Annotated in this window: 21 protein-coding genes; 7 read left to right on the top strand and 14 right to left on the bottom strand. The window is 44.2% G+C overall.

Annotated elements, in window-relative coordinates; translation table 11 throughout:
• Positions 1 to 145: 145 nt before the first annotated feature.
• The 3 genes from ICE93_RS04495 to fliE are packed head-to-tail and all read left to right on the top strand — an operon-like array spanning position 146 to position 3,220.
• Positions 146 to 1,291: a PAS domain-containing sensor histidine kinase gene (locus ICE93_RS04495; protein ID WP_216185972.1), complete on the top strand. Its 1,146-nt coding sequence runs from the start codon at positions 146 to 148 to the stop codon at positions 1,289 to 1,291.
• 41 nt (positions 1,292 to 1,332) lie between these two features.
• Positions 1,333 to 2,850 (top strand): sigma-54 dependent transcriptional regulator, encoded by a 1,518-nt coding sequence (locus ICE93_RS04490; RefSeq protein ID WP_216185970.1) that lies wholly within the window; start codon positions 1,333 to 1,335, stop codon positions 2,848 to 2,850.
• Positions 2,851 to 2,896: 46 nt separating this feature from the next.
• A complete protein-coding gene (fliE, locus tag ICE93_RS04485; RefSeq protein ID WP_216185968.1) occupies positions 2,897 to 3,220 on the top strand; it encodes a flagellar hook-basal body complex protein FliE in 324 nt (107 codons plus the stop codon).
• A 73-nt stretch (positions 3,221 to 3,293) separates the two neighbouring features.
• Here fliE and ICE93_RS04480 read toward each other — a convergent pair whose 3' ends face one another.
• From ICE93_RS04480 to fliD (ICE93_RS11480), 9 genes are all read right to left on the bottom strand, one after another.
• A complete protein-coding gene (locus tag ICE93_RS04480) occupies positions 3,294 to 3,590 on the bottom strand; it encodes an EscU/YscU/HrcU family type III secretion system export apparatus switch protein (RefSeq protein WP_216185966.1) in 297 nt (98 codons plus the stop codon).
• Positions 3,591 to 3,598: 8 nt separating this feature from the next.
• Positions 3,599 to 4,651, bottom strand: a complete 1,053-nt coding sequence (locus tag ICE93_RS04475) for a hypothetical protein (protein WP_216185964.1) — start codon at positions 4,649 to 4,651, stop codon at positions 3,599 to 3,601.
• A gap of 18 nt (positions 4,652 to 4,669) precedes the next feature.
• Positions 4,670 to 5,119, bottom strand: coding sequence for a flagellar export chaperone FliS (gene fliS, locus ICE93_RS04470; protein ID WP_216185962.1), 450 nt, complete (start codon positions 5,117 to 5,119; stop codon positions 4,670 to 4,672).
• A gap of 35 nt (positions 5,120 to 5,154) precedes the next feature.
• On the bottom strand, positions 5,155 to 6,597 hold the full coding sequence (gene fliD, locus ICE93_RS04465) for a flagellar filament capping protein FliD (RefSeq protein ID WP_216185960.1): 1,443 nt from the start codon (positions 6,595 to 6,597) through the stop codon (positions 5,155 to 5,157).
• A 106-nt stretch (positions 6,598 to 6,703) separates the two neighbouring features.
• The gene (locus ICE93_RS04460) at positions 6,704 to 7,090 is read right to left on the bottom strand and encodes a flagellar protein FlaG (protein WP_216185958.1); all 387 of its coding nucleotides are present in this window, start codon (positions 7,088 to 7,090) and stop codon (positions 6,704 to 6,706) included.
• A 71-nt stretch (positions 7,091 to 7,161) separates the two neighbouring features.
• Positions 7,162 to 9,504, bottom strand: coding sequence for a flagellin (locus tag ICE93_RS04455; RefSeq protein ID WP_216185956.1), 2,343 nt, complete (start codon positions 9,502 to 9,504; stop codon positions 7,162 to 7,164).
• Between the two features lie 976 nt (positions 9,505 to 10,480).
• A complete protein-coding gene (locus ICE93_RS04450) occupies positions 10,481 to 10,891 on the bottom strand; it encodes a flagellar protein FlaG (protein ID WP_216185954.1) in 411 nt (136 codons plus the stop codon).
• A 20-nt stretch (positions 10,892 to 10,911) separates the two neighbouring features.
• On the bottom strand, positions 10,912 to 11,481 hold the full coding sequence (locus ICE93_RS04445; RefSeq protein ID WP_216185952.1) for a hypothetical protein: 570 nt from the start codon (positions 11,479 to 11,481) through the stop codon (positions 10,912 to 10,914).
• A gap of 231 nt (positions 11,482 to 11,712) precedes the next feature.
• A complete protein-coding gene (fliD, locus tag ICE93_RS11480) occupies positions 11,713 to 16,182 on the bottom strand; it encodes a flagellar filament capping protein FliD (RefSeq protein WP_216185950.1) in 4,470 nt (1,489 codons plus the stop codon).
• 348 nt (positions 16,183 to 16,530) lie between these two features.
• Here fliD (ICE93_RS11480) and flhA point away from each other — a divergent pair, with 348 nt between their 5' ends.
• The 4 genes from flhA to ICE93_RS04420 are packed head-to-tail and all read left to right on the top strand — an operon-like array spanning position 16,531 to position 21,854.
• Positions 16,531 to 18,621 (top strand): flagellar biosynthesis protein FlhA, encoded by a 2,091-nt coding sequence (flhA, locus tag ICE93_RS04435; protein WP_216185948.1) that lies wholly within the window; start codon positions 16,531 to 16,533, stop codon positions 18,619 to 18,621.
• Between the two features lie 35 nt (positions 18,622 to 18,656).
• Positions 18,657 to 20,303 carry a flagellar biosynthesis protein FlhF gene (gene flhF, locus ICE93_RS04430; RefSeq protein ID WP_216185946.1) on the top strand — a complete coding sequence of 549 codons (1,647 nt, stop codon included), beginning with the start codon at positions 18,657 to 18,659 and terminating at the stop codon, positions 20,301 to 20,303.
• A complete protein-coding gene (locus ICE93_RS04425; RefSeq protein WP_216185944.1) occupies positions 20,300 to 21,118 on the top strand; it encodes a hypothetical protein in 819 nt (272 codons plus the stop codon). The genes flhF and ICE93_RS04425 overlap by 4 nt, the downstream gene beginning before the upstream one ends.
• 46 nt (positions 21,119 to 21,164) lie before the next feature.
• Entirely contained in the window at positions 21,165 to 21,854 is a 690-nt protein-coding gene (locus ICE93_RS04420; protein WP_216185942.1) for a FliA/WhiG family RNA polymerase sigma factor, read from the top strand.
• 23 nt (positions 21,855 to 21,877) lie between these two features.
• Here the strand turns inward: ICE93_RS04420 and ICE93_RS04415 are convergent, their stop codons facing one another.
• The 5 genes from ICE93_RS04415 to ICE93_RS04395 all read right to left on the bottom strand — a co-directional run bounded on the left by ICE93_RS04415 (position 21,878) and on the right by ICE93_RS04395 (position 25,777).
• A complete protein-coding gene (locus ICE93_RS04415) occupies positions 21,878 to 22,564 on the bottom strand; it encodes a tetratricopeptide repeat protein (protein WP_216185940.1) in 687 nt (228 codons plus the stop codon).
• Between the two features lie 49 nt (positions 22,565 to 22,613).
• A complete protein-coding gene (locus ICE93_RS04410) occupies positions 22,614 to 23,027 on the bottom strand; it encodes a hypothetical protein (protein WP_216185938.1) in 414 nt (137 codons plus the stop codon).
• 33 nt (positions 23,028 to 23,060) lie between these two features.
• Positions 23,061 to 23,396, bottom strand: coding sequence for a flagellar biosynthesis anti-sigma factor FlgM (gene flgM, locus ICE93_RS04405; protein ID WP_216185936.1), 336 nt, complete (start codon positions 23,394 to 23,396; stop codon positions 23,061 to 23,063).
• A gap of 93 nt (positions 23,397 to 23,489) precedes the next feature.
• Complete coding sequence (gene flgA / locus ICE93_RS04400; RefSeq protein WP_216185934.1) at positions 23,490 to 24,170, bottom strand: flagellar basal body P-ring formation chaperone FlgA; 681 nt, start codon at positions 24,168 to 24,170, stop codon at positions 23,490 to 23,492.
• Positions 24,167 to 25,777: a hypothetical protein gene (locus tag ICE93_RS04395; protein ID WP_216185932.1), complete on the bottom strand. Its 1,611-nt coding sequence runs from the start codon at positions 25,775 to 25,777 to the stop codon at positions 24,167 to 24,169. The genes flgA and ICE93_RS04395 overlap by 4 nt, the downstream gene beginning before the upstream one ends.
• Positions 25,778 to 25,782: the final 5 nt, after the last annotated feature.

Raw genomic sequence — 25,782 nt, 5'->3', positions numbered from 1 at the left:
TCTTAAAAAGATAATAGCACTAAATATAGAACCTTTTTGCCTATTTTCTCTAAATATTGATATTCTATGCGTGTATTTTGAAAAAAGTGGCAAAATTTGCCACCCCACCACTTAAGAATAAATCTGCTCAATCAATCCAAACCCATTGATCAATTCTGAACCCACTATAACCTCAAGCAATACGAAGAGTCTAGATGTTAAACACCTAGAAGAGGCTTTTGCGATCTTCTATGCAGAATCCCAAAAGCTTGAAGCCCAACAAAGCGCACTTCAGGAAAAAATTAACCAGCTAAGCGAGGAATTGCAAAAGTCTAACCAACGCCTTGGTATCCTGGTCAACGCTATACCAGCCGGCGTAATTTTGCTAGAAAACAATATTGTGCTTCTTCACAATCCAGCAATGTTGCACTTCTTACCCTCCCTAAGTGCTGGACAATCCTTTGTGATTCCGAGTGATTGGCAACCATCGATTGCCCCAGGGGAATATGTCATTAATACCCTTGATGCCGATAGCTCCAAACCACAGAAGACTGTTCAAGTGGTGCGCATTGACGACGGCATCCGCAGCTATATTCAAATTCAAGATATCACCGCAAACATTAGCCTTCACCAAGAGACGCAACGCGAAAATCGCCTATCCGCCATGGGAAAAATGGCAGCTGGCATTGCCCATCAATTTCGAACACCATTGGCAACTGCCCTACTTTACTCATCACATCTGTGTGATGATGATCTAGCGCCCGAGATGTCTAAAGAATTTGCACAGCGCCTTCGTAAACAATTATTAGACCTGGAAAAGCTATCGCAAGATATGTTGCGCTTTATTTCCAATCGTCCAAGTAAAACCATTCTGGTTAGTGCTAGACAAATAATTGATGAGGCAATTGCAAGTATTCAAGCCTTATTTGAGAGCAAGCATGTGCAACTGAAGATCGAGTGGAATGCTCCTACATCGACATTGTTGTTAGTCGAACCAAAGTCGATTCCAAATGCGATCGTAGCCATTTTGGAAAACGCACTAAGCGTTTCAAAGCCTGGTGATCGGGTGCTCATACAAGCAAAAGTTGAATCAAAAAAGTTAGGCATCAGCATTGAGGATCAGGGTCCCGGAATTGCATCAACCATCATCGATTCTTTATTTGAACCCTTTTTTACTACTAGCGCAAACGGCACTGGCCTTGGGCTTTCAATTGCTAAAAATACGATCGAAGCACACCGTGGAAGTATTGCTGTAGAAAGCTCTGCCAAAGGTGCAGTTTTCAAAATCACACTTCCAGTTACCTCAGAATAACTTTAATTTCATATCCACCTTACCAAGCGAACAAACAAACCATGACCGAGTTTTTAGATGAGCTCTTCCCAGTGATACTTGTTGAGGATGATGAGGACCTCAGAGAGGCAATTGCGGTAACACTGCGCATGAAAGGTATAGATTTTGTGACGCATCAGCGTGCTGAGACCGTCGTCCCCCTACTGCGACCAGATCTCAAAACAGTCCTGGTAACCGATTACAAATTACCAGGTATGACAGGGATTGATTTACTCAAAATCGCCCAAAAAGAATGTCCTGATTTGCCAGTCGTAATCATGACAGCATTTGCAGATGCCAAGCTTGCTGTTGAAGCTCTTAAAGCTGGCGCACGCGACTTTTTGATCAAACCATTTGTACCTCAACAACTCACTGAAATCATCTCACGTTATCGCACGCATGCTGACGCTCCCGATAGCGCCTCGAGAAATACAACAGCTGCACCCAAAATTAACTCAACAGATAGCACCAAGAATGAAGCAATTGGATCAGAAATTCGATCCGCTGAGCATAGAGTCATTGCAGTTGACCCCCAAACAGTGGCAATTTTTTCACGCTGCGAGCGCGTAGCGGGAACTGATACAAGCGTATTAGTTACCGGTGAATCTGGTGCTGGCAAGGAAGTGGTAGCGCAGCATATTCATAAGACCTCCAAGCGCGCTAGCGGGCCTTATGTAGCAATCAACTGTGCAGCAATTCCAGATACACTTCTTGAATCTATCTTATTTGGCCATGAAAAAGGTTCATTTACTGGTGCTACAAAAGCACAAGCCGGCAAGTTTGAACAAGCCAATAAAGGCACTCTATTTTTAGATGAAATTGGCGAAATGCCAGCAACCCTTCAAACGAAATTATTGCGAGTCCTGCAGGATAAAAAAATTGAACGCATTGGCTCAACCGATTCGATTCAAGCAGATGTGCGCATCATCGCCGCAACTAATTTGAACCTCCAAGACCAAGTTAAAGCAGGAAAATTTAGGGAGGATTTGTACTTCCGTCTAAATGTTTTTCCTATTCATGTTCCCGAGCTTCGCAAGCGCCCGCTAGATATCATTCCTCTTGCCGATTTTTTCCTCAAGCGCTACAGCGTCAATATTGGAAGGGATAACTTAAGTCTAAGTTTACCGGCCAAAACCATACTTCAACAATATAGTTGGCCTGGAAATGTACGAGAACTCGAAAATATTATTCAGCGAGCGGTACTGCTGGCAGATGGAGATGAGATCTCAGCGCAGGATCTAGAATTAGATTCTCATCAAGAAGGTCAACTCACCCCTACTAGCCATCAAAATTCTCTAGCCTCAGAGACGCCACAAAATCCAAATTTAAGCCCTAAAACTGGGCATAATGGCATAGAAATTGCATCTATTAAGAGTGAAATAGGTCAAGATATTGAGTCGGTAGAGCGAGAGCACATCCTCAAGGTTTTGGCTGAAGTAAATGGAAACCGTACTAAAGCCGTAGAGATATTAGGAATTTCAGCTAGAGCGCTTCGTTATAAGCTTAAATCCTATAAAGAAGCTGGCTTTTTAAACGAATAAGCAAACTTAGTGATTTTTTGAGTGTTTTTGATAGATAATTGAGCCGATGAGTACAAGCAACGTTGATTCTATGATTACCCGGATGCAGGCCTTGGCCGCTGCAGCCAGCGGTAAACCTGTTGCTAGCGAAAACCCAGCGGCTAATGGCGTTGACTTCTCCGCCGTCCTTAAGAACGCTATTGAAAACGTCAATACCGCTCAAAACAGCGCCCAAGCTAAAGCGCAGTCTTTCTCGACCGGCGCTTCTGACACCTCATTAGAAGATGTGATCGTCTCTTTACAAAAAGCCAATCTCTCTTTGCAAGGGATGATTGCCGTGCGCAATAGGCTAGTAGATGCTTACAAAGAAGTTACTAATTTGCAGGTTTAAGCCTTCTCAGGCCATCTAATAACAAAAGCCCGAGCATTCGGGCTTTTTATTTTAGGGTCTATCTTCAAAACTTTTAACGCTCTATGGTCACGTTATTGGGATTAGGAATGACTTTGCCGTCCACTTCATATGCCCAAGCCAAGACTTCAGCAACGGCAGCATATAGCTTAGGTGGAACCAATTCGTTAAGCTTGAGCTGCATCAGAAATTCAACCAACTCTGGTTCCGTCCTAGTAGGAATGCCAAATTCTTTTGCTTTAGCCAAGATTGCATCAGCCACAAAACCCTCACCCTGCCCAGTAACGCGCGGAGCAGCGCTATTGGTTTCATAAGCAAGCGCCACAGCCTTACGAATCTTTTTTTCATTCATCAATCACTTTACCCATCTTTTAAGCTTACTCTGGCATCAGGATCTACTTGGGAGCGCATTTGTTCTAGCAGCTGTGCAAAAGAATTTGCCAATGTTGACTGGGATTCGGGGCTGGCCTCAATAGCCACATGGACTCTCTCGCCAAATTGAGTACCCACTACTTTGAAGGGACCTAAATTAGGCAGGGTTACCTCCATAGTAATTTTGCTACCTTTTTGCATTTGACTGGGGTCTTGAGGGTTGGCTTCCCAAGCATCCTCTCGATACAGCCGGCCCTGAACATTAGGCATCAACTGTCCTTGCCATAATAAATCACCGCGCAACAATAGCTTTACCGAGTCCTGAACTGCTGGAGCATTGGTAGCAATTTGGGAAATCAGTTTTTCAGTTTCCGCAGAAACGTTTGTAATGCCGCTAGCCTGGACTTCACCATCTTCACTTGCCGGAAACAAAAGTCTTTTCAATTGGTCAGCGGCAAATATTCCGGATGTCTGCAAATTTTGATACAAGATATTCATTGCTATCTTGGGGTCTGACGTATTTGCAACAACTCCGGCAGGTAAATTAGAAAGTCCCGGCCAGCTCACAACAACATTCTGAGCAGTATTTTTATTGCCCGAATTAACGATCTGCCCTAGTTCAGGCACCTCTACTTCCAGGATGTCTGAAAGCAATTGACCTAGTGCAGCACCGCCTAAGTTATCCATGCGACTTAAGCTTTTTGACAACAGATTATCAATTTGTGATTGGGATGGATTTGCAGCAGCCTCTGCTTGGTCGGCAGTCAAGCTAGATATTTCTAACAATACTGCCTGATCAACAGTGGGCTCGGTAAGAGCTAAAGCGCCTTGACCTCGACCAACAGCACTTTGAAGCGCATCTTGTAATGCACCCCCTGCGGAAGAATCCACCACTGGCAGAGGCATAGTTAACGCAACTCGTGGATCAATGGCGCCTAAACTTTCGACAACGGCAGGAGGCGACGGAGGCGTAATTAAATCGTTGCGATGAAAATCAACTAATGAATTAATTGGCAAATTGGGAGGAATTGGAATTGCCATAATCCAGATATGCCAGCTTTATGAGTTGGCAACCCGTCTTTCTAATGCTGAATTAACCATGGAGTCATCAGCTGATAAATGATTAATCATCTCTTTTGGGGAGAGCTCTAACCAAGCCTCATATAAGGGCGTTAAAACATCAATCACACCCTGAATTTTTTCTGCTGATTTACTTGCTCTTGCAGCAATGATTTCCCGCAAAGACCACTCATATACAGCAGCTAAACTTTGAGAGATTTCACCACCCTCTTCAAAATCCAGGCATGCTAGTAGACCCTGCTGAATGAGGTCGTGCGCTTTTGTAAAAGATTCAATGGCATATTCGCCTTGCTCTAATGCAAGTTTGCCAACTTTCAAATGATCAAAGACGCGCTCATAAACCAGAATAATCAAATTGCCCGGGCTAGATGAAGCTACTCCTGTTTGCACTTGAGTGCTTGCGTATGCATTCGCTGCTCTTGCTCTCATAATTTGACCTGTTGTCCAGTGCTTAACCTATTGCATTACTTATTATTAGAACTCATATTAGTCAATGCCGTTAATGCACTTGACAATGAGTTACTAGTAGAACTCAACTGAAAGAGTAGTGCATTCAAGGCTGAGTACTGTGAAATGTAATTATTCTGAATGCTCGCCAGGCGTGTTTGTAACTCCTCCTGACGTTTCTGTAAATCAGCGACAGAATTGTTCTGTGCTTGAATTTGCTGACCAAGGGCACCGCTAAAACTGGTCTGAGAGGTCACAAAAGTCATGAGTGAATTCGTATCACTGACATATCCGACCTTAACACCCTTAGATAAAGTAGCTTGCAGGCCATTTGCAACTGCCTGCATGTGGGTTAAAGAGTTGTACTTAATGGTTCCATCAAGTTGTAAGTCCATACCCAAAGACGCCAAACTCATGACTGGCTTTTTACCAGTCTCGGGATCAACTTCACCGTAAGAGAAACCAGTAGCAAAACGAGACTTAATGTCACCAATGAATGCGAGTATCGTTGGATTATTTGCAAAAGTACCAGGTGTTTTAGAGTTGGCGCTATTGGCCGTCAAAGTCTGATACTGAGTCACTAAATCGTTATAAGCGGTTACTAAATTCTGAATCACTTTCTCAGAATTATCCGAGCCTGCAGATACTGCAATAGTTTTCGTAGCGCCAGCAGTTGTAGTACCCGCTAAATTGAAAGTTAAGTCATTTACCGCATCATTGACGGTATTGCTGGAACGCTCGAAAGCAATTCCGTTAATCGTAAATTTTGCATTTTGCGCAGCAACTGTTGCTGCATTATTCACGGTTCCGGTAGATAGGCCTGCATAAGTTACGGCATTGGCAGATCCAGCCTGCGTACCCTCAATAGTCAATGCCCATTGATCACTGGAAGTCGTTTGTACGACATTCGCTTTGACAGATACGCCCAGACCATTGATCCAAGACTGCAGATCAGATACAGTTGGACTTGCCTTTAATGCTCCCACAGTTCGATTGCTAACCACACCATCAACCGTGACAACGCCACTGCTACTATATTTAGTATTGCCAACGGTGATTTCAAAACCATTGGTTGAATCTACAGTGATTGCATCAGTGGTCGATGCAAATCCAGAAATACCATATTTAGAAGCTTGGGCCAACTGTTCAACGCTAATCTTGTAGCTACCAGCTGTTGCACCATTTGCGGCAGTAGCTGTTACTACACTTGAGTCGCTTGATGAAGCTACTGCATTGTTATAAGAATTTGGGTCCTCAAAAGCCCGCAGCGCATCCTTAAAAGTAGAGACCTTGGCCTTAACAGCCCCCAAGTCACTGATAACAACCTGCTGTTCAGTAATTTTTGTTTTGATAGCATCAAGCGGCTTATTCTCAGCAGTCATTAACTGCGAGACAATCCCAGCCACATCAATTGAGGCGGTGCCGCTAGAAGTTGATGAATTTGTTGGTGAAACAGCCATGATGCAAGCTTAAATCCTTGTTTGATAGTAAAAAATAAGCAAAATACTTACATCAAGATAAGCAATATGTATGCCAGATTGCTCCAGCATACATACTTTTTCATACTTAAGCCCTTTGGCTTACCAAAGCATTGTTAAGGCGCTGGAAATCTCGAGCAACTTTTAAAAGCTCTTCAGATGGCAGCTGACGAACCAGCTCACCAGTATTTGGGTTAACAACACGTACCACATGATATCCCGTTGTTTCATCTACGGAAAAGCTTAAATTGCGGCCCATAGATTGCACAAAATTCTGCAAATCAGCAGCAGCTTTTGCTACAACTTCCCGTGCAGGCTGACTAGTTTGATCAATGCTAGATGGCTTAATTACGGTTGCGGCAACTTTTGCCACCACCTCAGCATCACTTCGAACTTGAACTGCCTGCGGAGCAGAAGCATTTACCTGCATTGCAGCAGCTTGAGCAGCACTATTGCCGGTATTAATTGTGCTCATAATATTCTCCTACTTGAATTGACTAAAACCTAGGACAGTTTCCCGCCCTAGGTTAAGCCATGCATTAAAGATTACTTCAACAAAGACAAGATGACGTTTGGCATTTGATTAGCTTGTGCCAACATCGCTGTCGCTGCTTGCTGCATGATCTGACCCTTAGTCAATTTTGCAGTTTCAGCTGCGAAGTCTGTATCAATAATTGCTGAACGTGAGTTCTGCAAGTTAGTGCTTTGAGCAGTCAAGTTAGTGCTGATGTAGCTCAAACGATTCATTTGTGAACCATATGTAGCACGCTTGGTAGAAATAAACTCAAGGGCATTATCAACCGCAGCTGCCGCATTCTTAAATGCTGTTTGCCATGTATCGATTGTGTCAGTCAAGCCCAATGTGCCCAGGTTACCAGCACCAGATTGTGAAATTACAGAACCTAAATTAGTCATTGCCAACTGATCGCCAGCATACTGTCCAGAATTTCCCGTTTGAACGTTAATAGTATCAATCTGAATATAAGCATCAGAGTTTGGACCGCTTTGGAATTTGAGTGCACTATTGTTACCAGTAGCGACTACAACCTGACCAGGGCCACCAGATACTGACTGACCCACGCCAGTATTTAACGTAGCTAAAGATGTGCCGATTTGGTCAGCAGTCTGCGCTTGATAACTCTTTACATCGAAAGAAATACCAAAACTGTCAAAATCGAAATTTTGTGTTGCAAGAGCAGAATTAGCACTAACAGCCAAGCTTTGTGTAGTAGCAATTCCATTTACAGTGCCTGACATTGTCAGTGTTGATGAACCAGTCGCGGAGGCAATATCTTGACCAACCATAATGTTTGATACAGTCTTTGTGATAACTGCAGTACGGTCAGCCAATGCAACCGCCACATCTGCCCCAGTTGCATTGCTCAACAATAAATTTGAACCAGAAGCTGTAGCTGTAAGGCCCGTAGTGAATGAACCAGATAAGGTTCCCACAACGCCGCGTCCACTAATTGATATGCTTCCATTCGCAGAAGCCATCGCCGTAGCAAGTTGGGCAGCGGTAATATTTTGTGTTGCAACAAATGTTTTGCCGCCAACATAAATAGAATCGCCAGCATTAACGTCTTTTAATGCGTTAGTTTGTACACCAGTAGTTGCCTTAATGGAACTTGTAGTAGAGGTACCATCAACTGTTGCAGTTATGTTGGTTGCTTTAGTTCCGGTTAGCAGATCTCCGGCCTTATAGCCCGATCCAGCAGCAGTTACCGTTAATCCAGTAATAAGGCCATTTGCATCATAATCAACAGTAGCGGTAGCACCAGTACCAGATCCGCCGCTTAGCGTAATAGTCTGTCCTGTTTGCAAAGTACCTGCTGCACTAATACTTTGTCCTAAACCTGCGGTAAGTGAGCCCACTCCGCCAGTTCTGTTGTAAGTCATTGTATAAGTACCAGGTGCAACACCGGATAGATTTACGTTTGTTACTTCAGCACCTACGCCGTTAATTTGAAGGTTTTTGTATGTTGACGAGGCCAATTGAGAAGCAATGGTAGATCCTGTAATACCGTCGCCAGTGCCACGAATAGAGCGCAAATTGATAGAAACGCCGAAGTTACTAAAATCAAGAATTTGATCCGTTGTGGTTGATTGACCACTAACATTGCTAGCAACAGCATCCTTCACAGTTACGGTCTGTGATTGTGATAATCCGTTATAAGTGCCGGTGAGCGTTAAGTTTGCACCGTTACTTGTCAGTACATATGTTCCCGGAGCCTGCTTTAATTTATCAGAATTCAACTCTACTTTGTATGTGCTTGCAGAAGTGCCTGTATTTGCAACACCGCCCAAAGCGCCCAAAGCGCCATCCGCTAATCCTGTTGCACTACCAGTGCCAACGCTTGAATAGTAACCAAGTCCCTTGGTGTTATCTGATGTAACAACTGAAACAGCTGTATTTTGCAAACGTGTGCCAACCTTAAGATCTGAGTTGTTCAAATCAACACTTGATCCGCTTGATAGGAGGTTGATGCCATTAAAAGCGGTACGTGACGCAGTAGCGTTAATTTCATTGTTCAAGTCTTTCATTTCTTGAACAATATTGAGTTTTTGGCTTACAGATAATGATCCATCGTAACCTTGGGTAGCCAATTGCTTTAAGCGCAACAACATATCTTGTACTGTTGACAAAGATGAGTCGGCCACTTGTAACAAGTTTGTTGCGTCGCTCAAGTTGCGAATAGATTGATTTGTGCCGTTGATTTGGCTTTGCATGTTTTGCGCAATAGATAAACCAGCTGCATCGTCTTTTGCGCTATTGATACGCAAACCAGAAGACAGACGCTGAACTGAAGTCGCCAAATTGTTTTGAGCATTGGAAAGGCTATTTTGAGCAAACAAAGAAGCCAAGTTGGTGTTAATTACTGTAGGCATTTCAATCTCCTAAATCTGTTAAGGGACTAACCAACATGGTTTTATTTCCCCAGTAATTCATATAACGGACATGCCAACCTGAGCGTTTAGAACAATTTGTCTTTCTTTTCTAGAATTCCCTTTTATATTCATAAGTCCTTGTTTTTATTAGATATAAAATCCACTTAAACGTCGCCTACCAAACCTTGATCCAGTTGATGCGATCTATTTTTTTAGCAATAACACTCAAAAATAAGGCGGCTTAAGCTCCATCCTCCCCAACAAATTAGGGTTCTGTGCTGCGCAGCAGCATCAGTTATTCACTAATTGCAGAGTAGAGAGGACGCTTCAGGGTGGCTTGATAACACATCGGTAGATCGAACTCAGCCGGTGGCAGGCCTATTCCCTACATCATCAAATTTTTAATTTTCAGTGGGCACCCAAGGTTCCAGCAGAACATAGCCCCAATCAATATGTCGGTGAAATGGGTCTTTTAGATGGCCAAAAGCACCGCCTCGGTCAAAGTGTTTGAGAGTGGAGAAGTGATTTATACCAACGGCAAGGTTTGCTACGCTAGCTCATAGTTATCCATACATCGCCAAAGAAGTTGAGAGCTCATTTTGCGACATGATTAACAATCGACCCAAACTAGTTATCAGATCAAAAGAGGGTCTTAATCAAAAATAAACAACTTGCTCCAAAGCAATCAAATATGAAGGGGCTCTGCACTATTTTGCGGGAACATATTAAGAATATTGCTATCATTGCAAGGCAAAAACCGCGTTCAATAATGTAGCCTGCTTTATACATTAGCGAATAATGACGCAAGTTAACAGCATTTTTTGCTCAAACAAACTCCAGCTTTTCTGAGTTAATTAATAACAAGACCTGATTGATAGTACTAAAGGGGGAATCTCATTGCTTGAATTACATTCCACCGCGAGATTTAAAAAATCTGCCCATTGGACAGATTTTTGTTTGGGGATTTAGTAAAGCTTTAAGCCTTGCGATTTAAGAACAAACCGTCAAACTTAGGCAAGCTTTGTGCAATCTTGAGCAGCTCTGGGGAAGGCATTTGACGAATGACCTCACCTGTTTCGGGATTAGTCACGGTAACCACGTGGTATCCAGTATTGCCATCTACGGAAATACTAATACTGCGACCCATTTCATGTACAAAACTCTCCAGCTCTTGAGCCGCTTTTTCAACAGCAATACGAGTAGACTGCGCCATCTCATTTACACCAGAAGGCTTGATTTCAGTGCTGATCACCTTGGATACAACTTCAGCATCGCTTGGGATGTTGACCTTTGGAGCGCTACTTGCAACAGGCGGAGTAGGGGCAGGCAATACGCTATTAGCGTATTGCGCTCCTGCTCCATTTGCGCTGTTGATCATAGTGCTCATTTAAATCTTTCTCTCACAAATTATGCCGTAATGTTTACTAAGCTACCAGTACCAGAGTCATCCAATAGTGAGCTCTGTAAACCCTGGAGCAAACCGCCCAATGTATTGGCATTGCTTGATAAACCTGATGCTTTTATTAATTTTTCAGCACTTTGAACCACAGAAGCATCGATGTATGCCCCACTATCCACAGCACCGATCATTTTTGAAATACCATCATTTAACTGCTCTAGCGAGCCAACTGAATTTGACGCAGTACCATCGACCTTGGGCTTAACAGCCGAAATCACCGATGTTAAAAAGTCCATGGCATTTTTCTTAATATCTTGGACGTGCGCGCCCGATTTCGAAATCCCCTCGGGCTTACCCCCTGAAATGCTTGCGCCCATCTGGCTTAAGGTCTTGAACACATCTTGAACCAATTTGGGAATAACAGGCTCTTTTACGCCTGCTTTTGGCAATGGTAAGCCCGATACTTCCTTAGCATCCTCAGAATCGCGACCCGTAATCGGATTAATCCGATTAATTTGCAATAGGCTGGCCAAACTTGGTGGCTGCGAGCCTGTACTTGCAATGGTTGAAATCGTCATAAAACTCTCTCTTGATCGATATGCTTATAAATTGGTTACAAAAGTCTTCAAAAACTGGGCTTTTACCAAACCCAAAGGAGACTTTCCTTATCGTTAGATACGGCAATATCCGAGAAAGTGTTTAGTACTTTTTTAGTATTTTTTTAAATTTTTATAAAATAAAAAAAATTTCAATGAAATCAATGGCTTATAAAAAATAATTGCGCAAAGATTATGTTTGGCTTTTAGAATCTATTTTTTTGAATTCATATTGGTCAGACTATCAAGCGCGCTTCCCAAGCTGGTACTAGTGGAATTTAGCTGGAAAAGCAAAGTATTTAGGCCTGAGTACCTGGCAATGTAATTTTCTTGAACCTTGCTTAGGCGGGTCTGTATATTTTCCCTCTCCTTCGTTAGGCTATTGATATTGTTGGTTTCATTTTGGATTTCTTGGGCAATAGCACCTAAATTACTTGATTGGGCCGTCACAAAACTCATTAAATTATCCGTAGCACTGGTGTAGCCAATCTTGATGCCCTTCAAAAGCTTTTCCCGTAACCCAGAAGCCTGTGCCATTAGATAAGATACAGCGTTGTACTTTAAAGTGCCATCCAACTGGTAATCCAATCCCAGACTTGCAAGGCTTAATGTGTATGGCTGGCCATCCGCATTGTTTATCCCGATGTTATAAGTCAGCCCAGTAGCAAAGCGGCGCTTGATACCCTCTATAAAAGAGAGTGTTGTTGGATTATTAGCGAAGGTGCCAGGGGTGCTTGAATTAGCGCTATTGGCAGTCATACTACTGTAAGTCTTAATAAGATCGTTGTATGCATCTTTTAGACCTGTAATGCTTTTTTCAGTGTTATCAGCTCCCAATGCCACCTTTACATTAGTGGTTCCTGCTGTACCCATTAAGTTAAAAGTAACCCCTGAATAAATATCGCTAATCGAGTTACTTGATCGCTCATAAGCAATGCCGCCGATGCTTAACTGAGCATTACGTGCGGATGTATATTGATTAATAGTAAGGCCTGTGCCAGAGATTGTTCTAATCACTGAGCTCGCTGTTAAATCAGTTACGTTTGTTCCCGCTGCTGCAGTTGAGGTGAATAAAACCTGATCACCGCTAATTACTGCGCCAGATGTATAACCCAAAAGTGATCCGGAATAGCTTCCGTAGCTAGATCCAGCGCCCGTTGCTGCATTGTTAGCAAGATTGGCAAATGCACCCGATAGCTCAGCAGAAGTCAAAGCCCTTCCAGCAGTAAATGTCAATCCACCGATAGTGATGGAATCACCCGATTTGATACCAGCGGGTGGGAATTTGAATTGCACGCTTTCTTGGGCTGCAGCGCCACCATCAGAAATAGTGGGTGCACCAAATACCGTAGTAGAGGCAGTACGACCTACTATGGCTCCAGAGAGATTGGCTGCATCTCCATTAGCAGAAGCGGTAAATGTCACTTTACTGCCATTCGCTAAGCCTGATGCATAACTAGCGATGTTAGTGCCGCTAAATACTCCGTAAATATTGGACTCCTTAGTTGTACCTGCAGCAATCCCGGCAAATGCTTGAGCTACTTTTTCTGCTGTCAGGTCCTGGTTCGCGGTGTAGGTAATTGATCCGCCACCTGCTTGCGATACGGTTACCGCATCTCCTGCCTTCAGTGCACTGAAACTAAATGTCCACACTTCTTTAGTGCCCCCAGGATCGGCCGTACCGGCTGTTGAAGAATCAATGGTAAGGACGCCGCCACTTGATGCCGTCCGATTAACAAATGAAGAGCTAATATTGCTGACATCCGAACCTGCCGTACTCGAAGTAAGGATTACCTGACTGCCATTGACAACCGAACTAAATCCCGTCAACGCACCAGAAAAGTTTGCATAGTTAAGTGCATTGCCTACCGCCACCGAAGCAGGGTTACCCACTTCGATAACTCCCGGAATCGGCAGACTAAATTCACGCTTTAGGCTATTTAAAACAGTAGAGCCTGCGCTGGTGTTGTACTCGATCACATAGGCAAGGGTTGAGGATCCACTTAAATCATTCCATTTAAAAGCGTGGCCTGTTGAAAAGTTAGCGTAGTCCTCGCCAGAACCATAATCGTTTGGCTCATTCGTACCCCAGTTACTATAAAGATTGATGTCGCGGATTTGAAAGTTAGAAAGGGCTCCGCTGGTTATTGCACCATTTACCTTGCCAGTAAAACTTAAAGTGGCGCTTTGAGAATTAGCAGCAACACTATAGGTAAAGTTGTAACTCGAAAAAAGCCCTAAAGTATTTACCACATTGTTATCGGTTACATCAACCGAATAAGCGCCAGCATTGCTTACATCGGTTGTGACCCCAGAATCAAAGTAAGTCTTTAGATTTGTTAATACCGTGGTGATGTCCTGAGCAGAGCCTGATAAATTTTTGTAAGTTAGAGTATCTGTAGTGTTATCGGCAGGATTTACCAATTGAAAACTAATCGTGGCGTTGGCGGCAACCGTCAGTGCACTGGAATTCGTACTCTCCAGATTCCATGTGCGTACTTCTTTTGAGCTAACCGTACCAGCAGTAACAATTGATGTTGCACGTTTATCTGTTGGGTTTGTGGCCGTATAAAACTCCACACCCGCCTCAGGTCCGGCTGCCCATACCCATTTCCCCTCTACAGCCGAATCATTGGCGCCAATCCAAGTGGTGGTATTTACTTTGCCCTGAATAAAATCATTCTCTTCTTGGCTTGTAATGTTCGTTAGAAAACCTGTGAGCCCCTTAAATCTACTATTCGAAGCAGCTAGAGTTGCAGCGTTAACATCAAACGAGCCAGATACCACTTTGTAGTAGGAAGCATCACCCGTAACAGAATCCGTCCTAGAAATAATGTCAGACGGAACAATATTGATTGATATCTTGCCAAGTCCATCAGGGCTATTAGCTTCTAGGGTGGCTAAGGCTGCATTAAGTTGAGCCGCAGTACCAACAAAGGCTAGCTCGGTCACTAAACCATCATCCATAGCGGCTTTATTAGCGTAGCCATAAACCTCAGTAAGTGCAGCAGTGGTAGCAGCTCCAATACGAAGCTTGGTGCTACCCGTCGTCGTGATGACTGCCTTCATCAGATCGCTATCACCAAGACTCAGATTGGTTTTAGCAGTCTCTGCCCAATTTGCACCTGGAACAGATATCCATGCATTGGCAATAGCAACAGGATCAGCAGCGCTGGCATTGACGATCTTTGCCGCAATCTCTGAGGCAGTTTCAACATTCGTTGCTGCCAAAGATGTGTTGACATTAAATGATCCGAGCGATCCAAAGCTTAAGGTTGTAACACCATTGAGTGCGCCAGCAAAAAGTACTTTTGGTGGCGTGGCACTAGCATCACTAGCCCCCGATGTCACCAGCTCAATCGAGGAAGAAGCAACAGCGCTACCACTGACATATTTCGTCATCGTTAAGATGGCGCCATTGCTAGTCAAACGATATACACCTGAGTCAGTGGGTAATGCAACATTACTCAATCTGACTGTGGATCCACCACTCACTGGGTCTGAGCTCTTACCATTTAATATACTGGTTTGCAGCGGCGCAGTTGCCCCCGATTGCAAAGCGTTAAAAGAAGCAGCGGACTGAGCAGCGGTTAAATCCATCTTAGCAGTCATCGTCAAGCCAGCAATGGTGATAGAGTCACCAGCCTTCATAGCAGGAAATGTAAACGTTGCAGTCTCATCACTAATACCCTGGGTCCTTGAAACTACAGTAGGGTAAGTAGAGCTTGCATTAACACCAGCGATGGCCAAAGTCTTAGCGCCATTGCCCGCTTGGGTGATCTCCAAACTAACACCTGTTGCATCGGCTACGATTGCCGCTGTAAGGCCAAGCGTATTTGCAGTAGACCGGGCATTAATCCAAGTCACTAAATCGCCCAAGGTTACAGAGCCCGCTAAGCCCGTACCTACAATCGCCGTAACATTGCTACCCGCCCCGCTAGTTTTATACGTCACACCGTCGGCCGTTAACTGGAATCCGTTTGCTTGATCAAGTAACACCAAATCTGTCGCAGCAGTAAACCCTCGAATACTAGCCCCAGTCTGCAATCCAGAAATCGAAAAATCGTTACTCAAACCTTCTTGAGTTCCATTGAGAACTAAACTCCAATGACCTGCAGTCATCTGCGATAAGCTTGCAGTGACATTCGTGGAGCCGCTAACACTATTAATCCAATCTTTTAATGTAGTGGCAGTCGGATTTGCGGCCAGTATCGGGATAGCGTTTGCTGTTGTAACACCCCCTACCGTTTTATTTCCATTGCTACTGTATACCGTTGTACCAACAGTAATTTGAAATCCAGAGCTTGTTGTGAAATTGAGCGCATCTGTAGCGCTAGCTAAACCAGTGATGTTGTAGGTACTCTTTTGCGCTACCTGTGTCACACTTACTGCATAGGTTCCAGCTGCTGCACCTGTTCCAGCTGTAGCACTCACAATGGCCGTATTGTCTGAACTTGCAGACATATTTCCGTAGGTGTTGATATCCTCAAAAACTGTCAGAGCATCTTGAAGTGCGGCAACTTTACTCTTAATAACTCCCAAATCGCTAATCACCACTTTTTGAGTCGCAATTTTGGCATCAATGCGATCTATTGGTTTGTTTTCAGCCGCCATCAGCTGCGTAACGATAGCTGACACATCAATCGAAGCGGTAGTTGCCGAACCAGTAGAAGAAATTGCCACAGAAAATACCTTTAATTTAGGTCAAACCTTCACAAAAAAGGTTTTGCAAAGGGATAAACGGCTAAAAAGCTCATAAGCTTTAGATTTTCTGGAAAAGTGGGATTCTGCGGATAGAAATTGAGGTCCAAAAAAACCTTAAATTGGAGCTTTAATCCTACTTTTTTAGGTAGTGGCAATTTTTATCGGAAAGTGCGGCAATTTTTGCCATTTTTGATGTTTTTTCCCCTGATTTACAGTATATTTAGGGTCTATTGGGGCGCTAATCACTAAATATAGGTTGGCGCTTACTGATTTAACGCTTTCTTGAGCGATTTTTTTAATTATTTATCAGGCAATAGATCTATACGCATGAAAATCTTGGGTTTTGACACCTCTAAGCTGCCGAGCCCCTCGGCACAAGGCGCCATCCCAATTCTGGTTTTACTGATTTTGATCATGATGCTGGTGCCATTGCCAGCCATCATTCTCGATATTCTGTTCACCTTCAATATTGCGCTATCGATCATTGTTTTATTTACGGCGATCAATATTAAAAGCTTCAAAGATTTCGTTGCATTCCCAACAGTTCTACTACTCACCACTCTACTTCGTTTATCACTTAACGTTGCTTCCACCCGTATCGTTCTGCTAGATGGTTACAAGGGAACTGATGCCGCTGGTAAAGTGATCGAAGCATTTGGCGTCTTTTTGATTGGCGGAAACTTTGCGGTTGGTATCGTGATCTTCGTAGTCATCACCATCATTAACTTTGTGGTGATTACAAAGGGCTCTGGACGTGTAGCTGAAGTATCCGCACGCTTTGCTCTGGATTCGATGCCTGGTAAGCAAATGGCAATTGATGCTGATTTAAATGCAGGCCTGATTCAACAAGATGAAGCAAAAGCACGCCGTGCAGACGTAGCCCAAGAAGCAGATTTCTTTGGCTCCATGGACGGTGCGTCGAAATTTGTGCGTGGCGATGCGATGGCCGGAATCATGATTTTGGTCATCAACCTTATTGGCGGTTTGATGATCGGCGTCTTACAGCATGGTATGGATTTTGGCAAAGCGCTCTCGACCTTCGCATCCCTGACAATTGGTGACGGTTTAGTTGCACAAATTCCAGCACTCATTATTTCAACCGCTGCCGGCATTTTGGTAACCCGTGTTGCTACTGAAGATGACTTTTCTGGTCAGGTTTCCAAACAATTTGAAGCCAATAGCAATGCGCTAGGTGTTGTTGCGGCTGTCCTGGGCATTTTAGGTGTGCTGCCAGGCATGCCACACTTTATCTTTATAGCTTTTGCTGTGTTGTTTGGTGGGCTTGCGTATTTGACACATCAGCGCATTAAAAAAGAGGCTGCACAAGCAAAGATCGCGGCGGCACAACCGGTTACAAATGAAGAGCTTGAGTGGAAAGATGTTCCGATTGTTGAGCCACTCTGCTTGGAGTTAGCTTACCGCCTTATTCCTTTGGTGGATAAAGGTGATGATAGCGATTTAATTAAGCGTATTAAAGCAATTCGTCGTAAGTTTGTAACTCAAGTTGGCTTTTTAATTCCATCCGTACATATTCGGGATAACTTACAGCTTTCTGCAGAAACTTATCGCGTCTTACTATACGGTGCAGAGATCGGTCGTGGGCAATGCTTGCCAGATCGCTTACTGGCGATCCAGCAAAGCGGCACAGAAAAAATTCCAGGTATCGAAGTTAAGGATCCTACTTTCGGCATGCCTGCCGTATGGATTGAAAGACGTCAGCGCGATGAGGCTATCGCCAAAGGTTATACCGTCGTAGAGCCAGCCGTAGTCATCACCACCCATTTGGATCATTTGATTCATCAGCATGCCGCCGAACTCTTGGGCCGTCAAGAAACGCAAGACTTACTCGACCACTTCAAGATGAGTTATCCAAAATTGGTTGATGATGTTATTCCGAAAATTGTTTCTGTCGCACAGTTACAGCGCATCTTACAACTACTATTAGAAGAAAATGTGCCTATCAAAGACTTGCGCACCATCTTGGAAGTAGCAAGCGAATATGCAGGCAAATTGAATGACCCTCTAGAAATTTTGCCGCACATTCGGTATGCATTGCGCAGAACAATTGTGCAAGACACCCTAGGCGATGGCGGCAACTTTAAAGTCTTGGGCATTCAGCCAGAGTTTGAGCGCTTAATTGAGCAGTCTATTGGTGCGGGTGCAATTGCTCCTGATGGCTTAATTGAACCATCCTTAGCACGCATGTTTGGGGAAGAGGTCATCAAAGGGGTGCAGGAAATGGAAAATGAGAACCTGCCCCCAGTCATTGTCAGCGGCACTCGCACTCGAACAACAATCTCCAGAATTGCTCGTCGGGTTTGCCCCCAAGCCATCATTTTGGCCCTAAACGAGCTACCACCGACTGCAAACTTGGCTTTTTACAAGGTTCTTTGTTCCCAAACGGGCAAAAACCCATAAAATCACTATTAAAGAGAATGATTCGGAGTTAGCACATGGGTCCCCAAAAATTTATTGCAGCCAATACCGCTGACGCCCTAAAGCTCATACGCGCAGAGATGGGTCCCGATGCCATGGTTCTCTCGACTAAAGACACCGATCAAGGCGTTGAAGTAATGGCAATTACCTCGAGTGACTTAGCAAACCTCTCCGCCCGCTCTGAGCTTCTTGATCCACAATTTGGTGAGCCTAGCGCTTTTTCTGAGCGCTCCCTAAAGGAATCTGGTCTTTCAGATAAATTTGCTAATGCCATTGCTAGGCGGGCCGAACCTGTGTCGCCGACTTCATCTGCAGGCACTCCTCAAAGAGTAGTACGCACTGATGTTCCAAATGGCGTTTTGCGTCGCAATCCCGCCAGAGTGGAGCGCCCTATCAGAGCACCAGGCGCTGAAGCATTTTTACCTACTTCATTTAATAATGCAGAGCGTATCCCAAGAGGATCAACCAATGTCATTAATCCATCCAATAACGATGCTATTTTTAACGCCAGTCTTGCAGCCAATACCAAGGCAGCGCAAGAGGCTGCTGCCCTTAATGCACTAAAAAGCGCTGCCCAAGGTGCCGCTCAGAAAATTCGAGCATCAAGCAACCCAAATGAAAATAGCCATGCTGCACCTAGCGTTTCAGGTGCCTCAACCCCAAGCATTGCAGCACAAGCTGAAACCTCACCCAAAGTTGAAAAGCTATTATCAGAAATAAGTGAAGTTAAAAATCTCTTACAGTCTCATGTTGCCGCTAGCTTTTGGGGCAATATCCAACAAGAAAATACCCACATCACTGAGGTCGTCAAGCATCTACTCAATAGTGGCTTTTCACCAAAATTAGTATCCGAGATTGCCCAAAATCTACCCGAAAACTTAAGCACACCACATTTACTAAAAAATGCGCGTGAGCAAGTCAAATGCATGCTTAAAACTTCGCGAGCTTTTGACATTTTCGATCGTGGCGGAGTATTTGCTTTTATTGGTCCTACTGGTGTTGGAAAAACTACAACGGTTGCCAAAATTGCAGCGCGTTGCGTTCTGCGCTACGGTCGCAATCAAGTCGCCCTGCTTACTACCGACACCTATCGTATCGGCGCTCAGGAACAGTTGAAAACGTTTGCAAAAATTCTGGGGTTATCGGTTACCGCTGTTCGTGATAGCGAAGACTTGGCTGCAAAAATCAAAGATTTTTCCAATCGTAAAATTATTTTGCTAGATACTGCTGGCGTTAGTCAGCGCGATGCCCTGATGGTAGAGCAGTCTCACTTACTTGAGCACGGCTCTAGTAAAGCACGTCGCATTCTCGTGATGAGTTCTACTACGGATTTGCGAACTCAAGAAGAGGTAATTAATTTACACAATCAAGCGATGCAGAACACCGATGGTGAGAAGCTTGATTCCGTAATCATCACCAAAATTGATGAAGCAGCCCACCTAGCACCAGTCATTGATAGCGTCATCCGTCATGATCTATCGATCCTATTTGTCTCTAATGGACAACGTGTTCCGGAAGACTTAAGCCAGCCAGATGTGAATTATTTAAGTCATCGCGCAATGGCTATGCGTGCTTTTGCAGAAACCTTCTCATTAACTGATGAACAGGTTCCTGCATTACTCTCCGATCATTTGGGTGACTGGATTCGCAAAGTCAATCAATGAATACAGCAAGCACTGTTAGCGGCAACGATCAGGCCGCAGGATTACGCGACATTTTTGGCTCAGAGTTGTGTCGCATCATTTGTATTGCCAGCACACTAGACCCCGACTCGACAGTTCATTTAGGTCACAGCACTGCCCACAGTATCAAGCAGCTTGGCCACCGAGTACTACTTGTTGATGAAGTGCCCTTAGCCGACCGCAAAACCATGTCAGGTTTTTTATATCCAGTACGTTACGACTTAGGCCAGGTTTTTTCAAACTCCATAGAGCTGCATAAATCGCTCAAACAGATCGAAGAGAACCTTTGGTATGCTGCAAGCGTAAAATTACGCCCCGAAATATCCAGCCGGTACGCAAAATACCCTAAGCTAGATGAGCGCCTTGTTAAGCATGAAATCGATATTGATTATGTGATTTATCCAACCGTTGATCCTCAGGCTACTATCGTTGCCTACTATGGGAGCAATATCAAGCGTATTTTGGTCGCGTCTACCGAGGATTCATGTTTAAAAAGAGCGCTTGTGATGATTCGCCAAATGGCAGAGTTACAACTTGACGAGCCTTTAGCTGTCCTGATCGTTGGCGGCAATGATGAGGCAACTGGAACTGCAGCATTTGAAAAGCTGCAAGATGCATCCCAGAGGGCTCTTGAACAAAGCATTGAATTTTTAGGCTGGATTAAAGCACTTACAGCGCAACGCGTTGAAATTGATCTTGACGATATGAGCCTTAACCCCGTTAAAAAGGGGCCAACTCATGAATTTGTCTTGCCTCATGGCTTCTTCAAAGCAATTTCTGCCAAAATTACAACTTAAGCATATTTTGAGTTTCCCGATTGATATTTCCTTGCGCGAGATGTGATTGAAGCCATCTAGTTATAACCAGTCAGTTGATATTGATCTAGCCATCAAAGAACACTTGCCGCTTGTAAAGCGCATTGCCCACCAGATATGTTCGCGCTTACCTCCTAATGTTGAAGTAGATGACCTAATCCAAGAGGGCCTTACAGGTCTTTTAGATGCATTAACCCGTTATGAGCCACAAGCAAATCTCAATTTTGAAGTCTATGCCCGCACCCGAATTCGTGGCGCAATTTATGATGCCTGTCGCAAAAATGATATTTTGCCGCGCAATCAACGCGACGAATTAGAAGGTCTCGAGAAAGTCACTCGCAAGCTCGAACAAAGCCTAGGACGCCATCCCTCTGAGAGGGAGATTGCCGCTAGCGCAGAAATGACGATCGAGGCTTACCATGCCATCATGGCGAATATGGTCCATTTGATGCCGCTTGATGATTTGTCAGATGATCTATTGCCTTCAGATACTGATTCATCAGACCCAATGAGAGCGGTTGCGATGGGACAACTGGCGGAGCGTATAGCCTCAATTTTGGAGGGTCTCCCAGAAAATGAGCAACTCGTCTTTGCACTTCATTATCAAGAAGACTTGTCTTATCGGGAAATTGCCCAAGTGATGAATATCACACCAGGGCGTATCAGTCAGATTCATACTCAAGGCATGATCCGCATTCGAGCCAAACTCAAAATTTAGCTTTAAAACCTATCAAATTCTAGCTATAAGCACTTATAGAGTCTGCGCATGTTTTTAATTCTTCCATACTGCAATTCTGCTTCATCAAATTCTTTATTGAAATCACCCTTATTGGTGTGCTGAAAAATAATTAAGACTCGATGCGCTTGCTCATGACCCGCCAAAGTTGCAAGCACCAAGTAATAACAAGCTTTACGGTGATCTTGGGGAATAAATTCCCCTTTTTCATAAAGACATCCTAGTGTGTATGCCGCCTGTCGACTACCCTCTTCAGCACCTTTGGCAAGATACTGAATTCCCTTGTGCATATTACGAGGGATGCCTTGCTCCTCACCCAACCCCAAGGCGTAGATATTACCTAAATTGCAATAAGCATCAACAACCTCTTCTTTGATCGCCTTCTCGTAATATTCAATTGCCGTTTTATAACTTTGCTTAATTTCACCCATACCCCGCTCATACATGAGGGCTACGTTAAAGTGGGCATAGCCATTGCCAAGACTGCTATTAGAGTTTACCCATTCAAATAGTTTGGCGATCTGCTCGGCATCTAAATGCCCATCAAAGCACATTTTGGTGAGTGCAAATTGAGCCTCTTCATCCAGATCATGGACGGCTAATTCATAAAAGAGCTCAAATGCCGCCTGATAGCGCCCACGATTTAGATTTTGCCTAGCGATATCTAGACGAGCATTATCAAAAAATTGCATACTTACCAACAGAAATAAAAATACACGGCTGCAAAATGCTGTCTACTGACTACACCTTACGTGAAAGGACTCCACCAACAGACCCTGGCACACCCCCCTCGCTATCGTAGGTTGCGCTGGGCGCTTGCTGCGCAATAAAAGATTGCATTGCAGCGCTTCGTTGCATAGCCAAGCGAATTAGATCGCCATTAATTTGATGGTTGACTGATGCCTCGTCCAACAAGGACATTAAACTTCGCTTTTGCTCTTCCGGAAATAATGCAATATCTGCTTTGAGACTTTCTGCGCCACCAGGGTATTGGTTAATTGCATCCAGAGCTGTGTTGGTAAGATCTAAAGCGGTTGGCAGTCGATCCATGTCATTTGCTTCTAATGCACTGCGTAAGTCTAAAACTGCGCTGGCAATTTTTTGCAAAAATGATTGCATCCCATCAAATGGCATTGATGGGGATTGTCCTGACATAAACTAGATTAATTGGAAGCCGAAAGCAGAAGCTTAAGCTTGCTTTGGCTTTTGACCAATAGCGGCAACAACATCTTTCAGCATTGCCTGAGAAATCTTTTTGTAATCAATTTTAAATTCGCCGTTTGCAACTTGATTGCGGAGTTTTTCAATCAAAGCTTCATCAGTCACATTATTGGCTTTAGAATCGCTTTGCACTTCCGCAAGCTTTGCTGTCAAACTAATATCTAGATTTACAGCTGGACCAGCGACAGCATCAGCGGCAACTTTATTGGCGCCCGAGTTAACAGAGGTCGAGTTTGGGCTGGAATTGGCCTTACCAACTCCTGAGCTTTGCGGAATTAACACTCCATTCTCGTTAACTTTCATCTCACTCTCCTCAGAACTGCGTACAGTTTACTATTCTTTGCATTAGCCTACAGCTGACAGCTTTAGACAGTACTGTAATACAAAAAGCGTTGCCTACTCAAGCATCACCACTACAACAGATGGCCTCAAAACTCGGCCTTGCAAGACCTGACCATCAGCCAATCGAACTCGGACCATGTCGCCAATCATCCCAGCCGTTTGAGCCACTCCCTCACCAGAAACCTCAAAATCCTTACCTTTTAAGACAAGCCTTACAGGATCTCCTACCTTTATTACGGATGATTCCTTTAAATCGTTTAGTCCAACAGGAGAACCCATTTGCAGGGAACGGCTCAAAACACGGTCGTAGGCATTTTTAGGGGTTCGGAGCACGTCATCAGGTAATGTACTTAGCTCACCTTCAATCACTCGAATATCGCCAGGCTCGAGTTTTTGACCCGCAGGAAGATACTGACTCGCCACAACATAATTACCAAAAACGCGAATATTAAAAGGTACATTAACCATCCAACCCGCCCTGGCGCAGCGAAGTTGAAGTATAGTTCTCCCCCAAATTCGGGCGCCTGGTTGGGCGCCGATCTGAACAGAGCCCCCAATGCAGGCCGGCACAGTGATATTTGGGTCCACAAGTTCAATCTGCACACGCAAGCCATTAATAGCAGGACTGGATTGCACAAAGCGGAATATTTCCTTTTCCAAATCAGAGGGCAATGCAGCCAGGGCATTTGTGCCTAAAAAATAGGCAAATAGGATAATAACCCGCCAAAACATCATCGAGAGTGCCGGTCTAAGGCAATCCAAGAGTAAACATTGTTAGAGCCGTCGAGCGCCACTCCCGCCATCCAATATGGGCGCTCTAAAGAAGATGGAAGATTTTGATGCACATTCATGTTTTGCACCCCCAAAAACTCATGGGCGTGAATCATATAGTCCTGATTTCCAACGCGAATAAAAATTCTTCTGGCAGGATGAATAATCTCACCCAAAAAATCGATGCTCGAGTCTACGGCCTTATTTAGCAGCTCCTCACCAAGATACTGAATGGCAGAAACAGCATAATGCTCGCCGTGTCGAGTGAAAAAGGCCATTGGCATCCGCAACAAGCTCGATGGACAAGACAAGCGCACGCCCTGATAGTGAACCTCCAAAGATCCGCCGATCTCAGCCATCATCGAACTTACCGCCAATAAATGCTCGCTCGATAACGTTACATGATCCAAATCGATAAAAATCATGAGCTCTTGTTGAACTGCAAAAATACTAGGGCACGGGGGCAGAATACTCAAAATCGTCAGAAGTTGCTGAGCAATATCTGGATCAGCATAAACTTCGTCGATCAACAGTTCATCTGTAAGATTTTCAAAAATATGCCTTAGCGATTGCTGACCTGAACGTATCAATTCATCCTGCTCACGACCAAGCAAGAAATCCACTTCAGCACCATTCCAGTTATCCACCTTGCCCACAAGGTTACGGGCTTTTTGCATACGGTTCAAGTTGCTAACCCTATCTAGCGTGTACTGCTTATCAAGATAACGTACCCTGCTAGAGTATTCGAAAGAGCTTTCGCGATCAATCGGCTTTGCCAAGTTCTCAGGCAATGAGAATGGCTTGGGCTCTGGGGGCGTAAATAGGGCTGGCGGAGATTCTCTTCTTGGTGCAAATAACTGACTTAATTCATTAACTGCTCGATCTAAAGTTTGTTCAAGCTCCTGCTCGCGATAGGGTGAGATATCTTGATCAGCAAATTTCGCCTGAACCAAAGCATCCTCATTTCCCTGTGCGCGCTCTTGTTCATCAGCAGAACTCTTTTTTGACTGTAAGCCCTGAAAAAGTTCAGAGGAAAATTCCTGATTAGGAAATGCATCCTCAACAGCATCGTCAACTATAGATACTTTTTCACTCACATTTAAGGTCGTTATATCCTCTACTCGCTCTTGAGATAGCGGCGCACCCTCATCAACCTGCTGAAGCTCTAAATCAACCAGGATGGGCTCCTCGGAGATAGGTTCTCCCACTTTTAACTGCTCTAATTTTTTTGCAAAACTAAATTTAGCCTCTTCGAACAACGAGCTACTGACATTTTCATGCGACGTATCTGCAGGATGAATAAGTGCCACTCCAGCGCTGGTCAATGCAATAAAATCATTCACCAAAAGGAAAGACTGTAGTTTGTCCGCCTTTATCTGATTTGCAAGCTCTTGAGCAAAAACAGATAAATCTTCTAAACCCGCACCATCTAAGGCATTGGCCAGATCGATGCAATGAATAATAACTGCCTCAGCTTTTGGAGGTACTGCCGTCTTTTTTGGCATAGATGACAGCAAACCCTCGATCGCACGATCAATGTCTACTAAGAAAAGAGGTTTTTCTTCGGCCATAGGAT

This window comes from Polynucleobacter sp. MWH-HuK1 (genome assembly GCF_018881815.1).
Taxonomy (GTDB): domain Bacteria; phylum Pseudomonadota; class Gammaproteobacteria; order Burkholderiales; family Burkholderiaceae; genus Polynucleobacter.
This window is presented reverse-complemented; position numbering and strand designations above follow the sequence as displayed.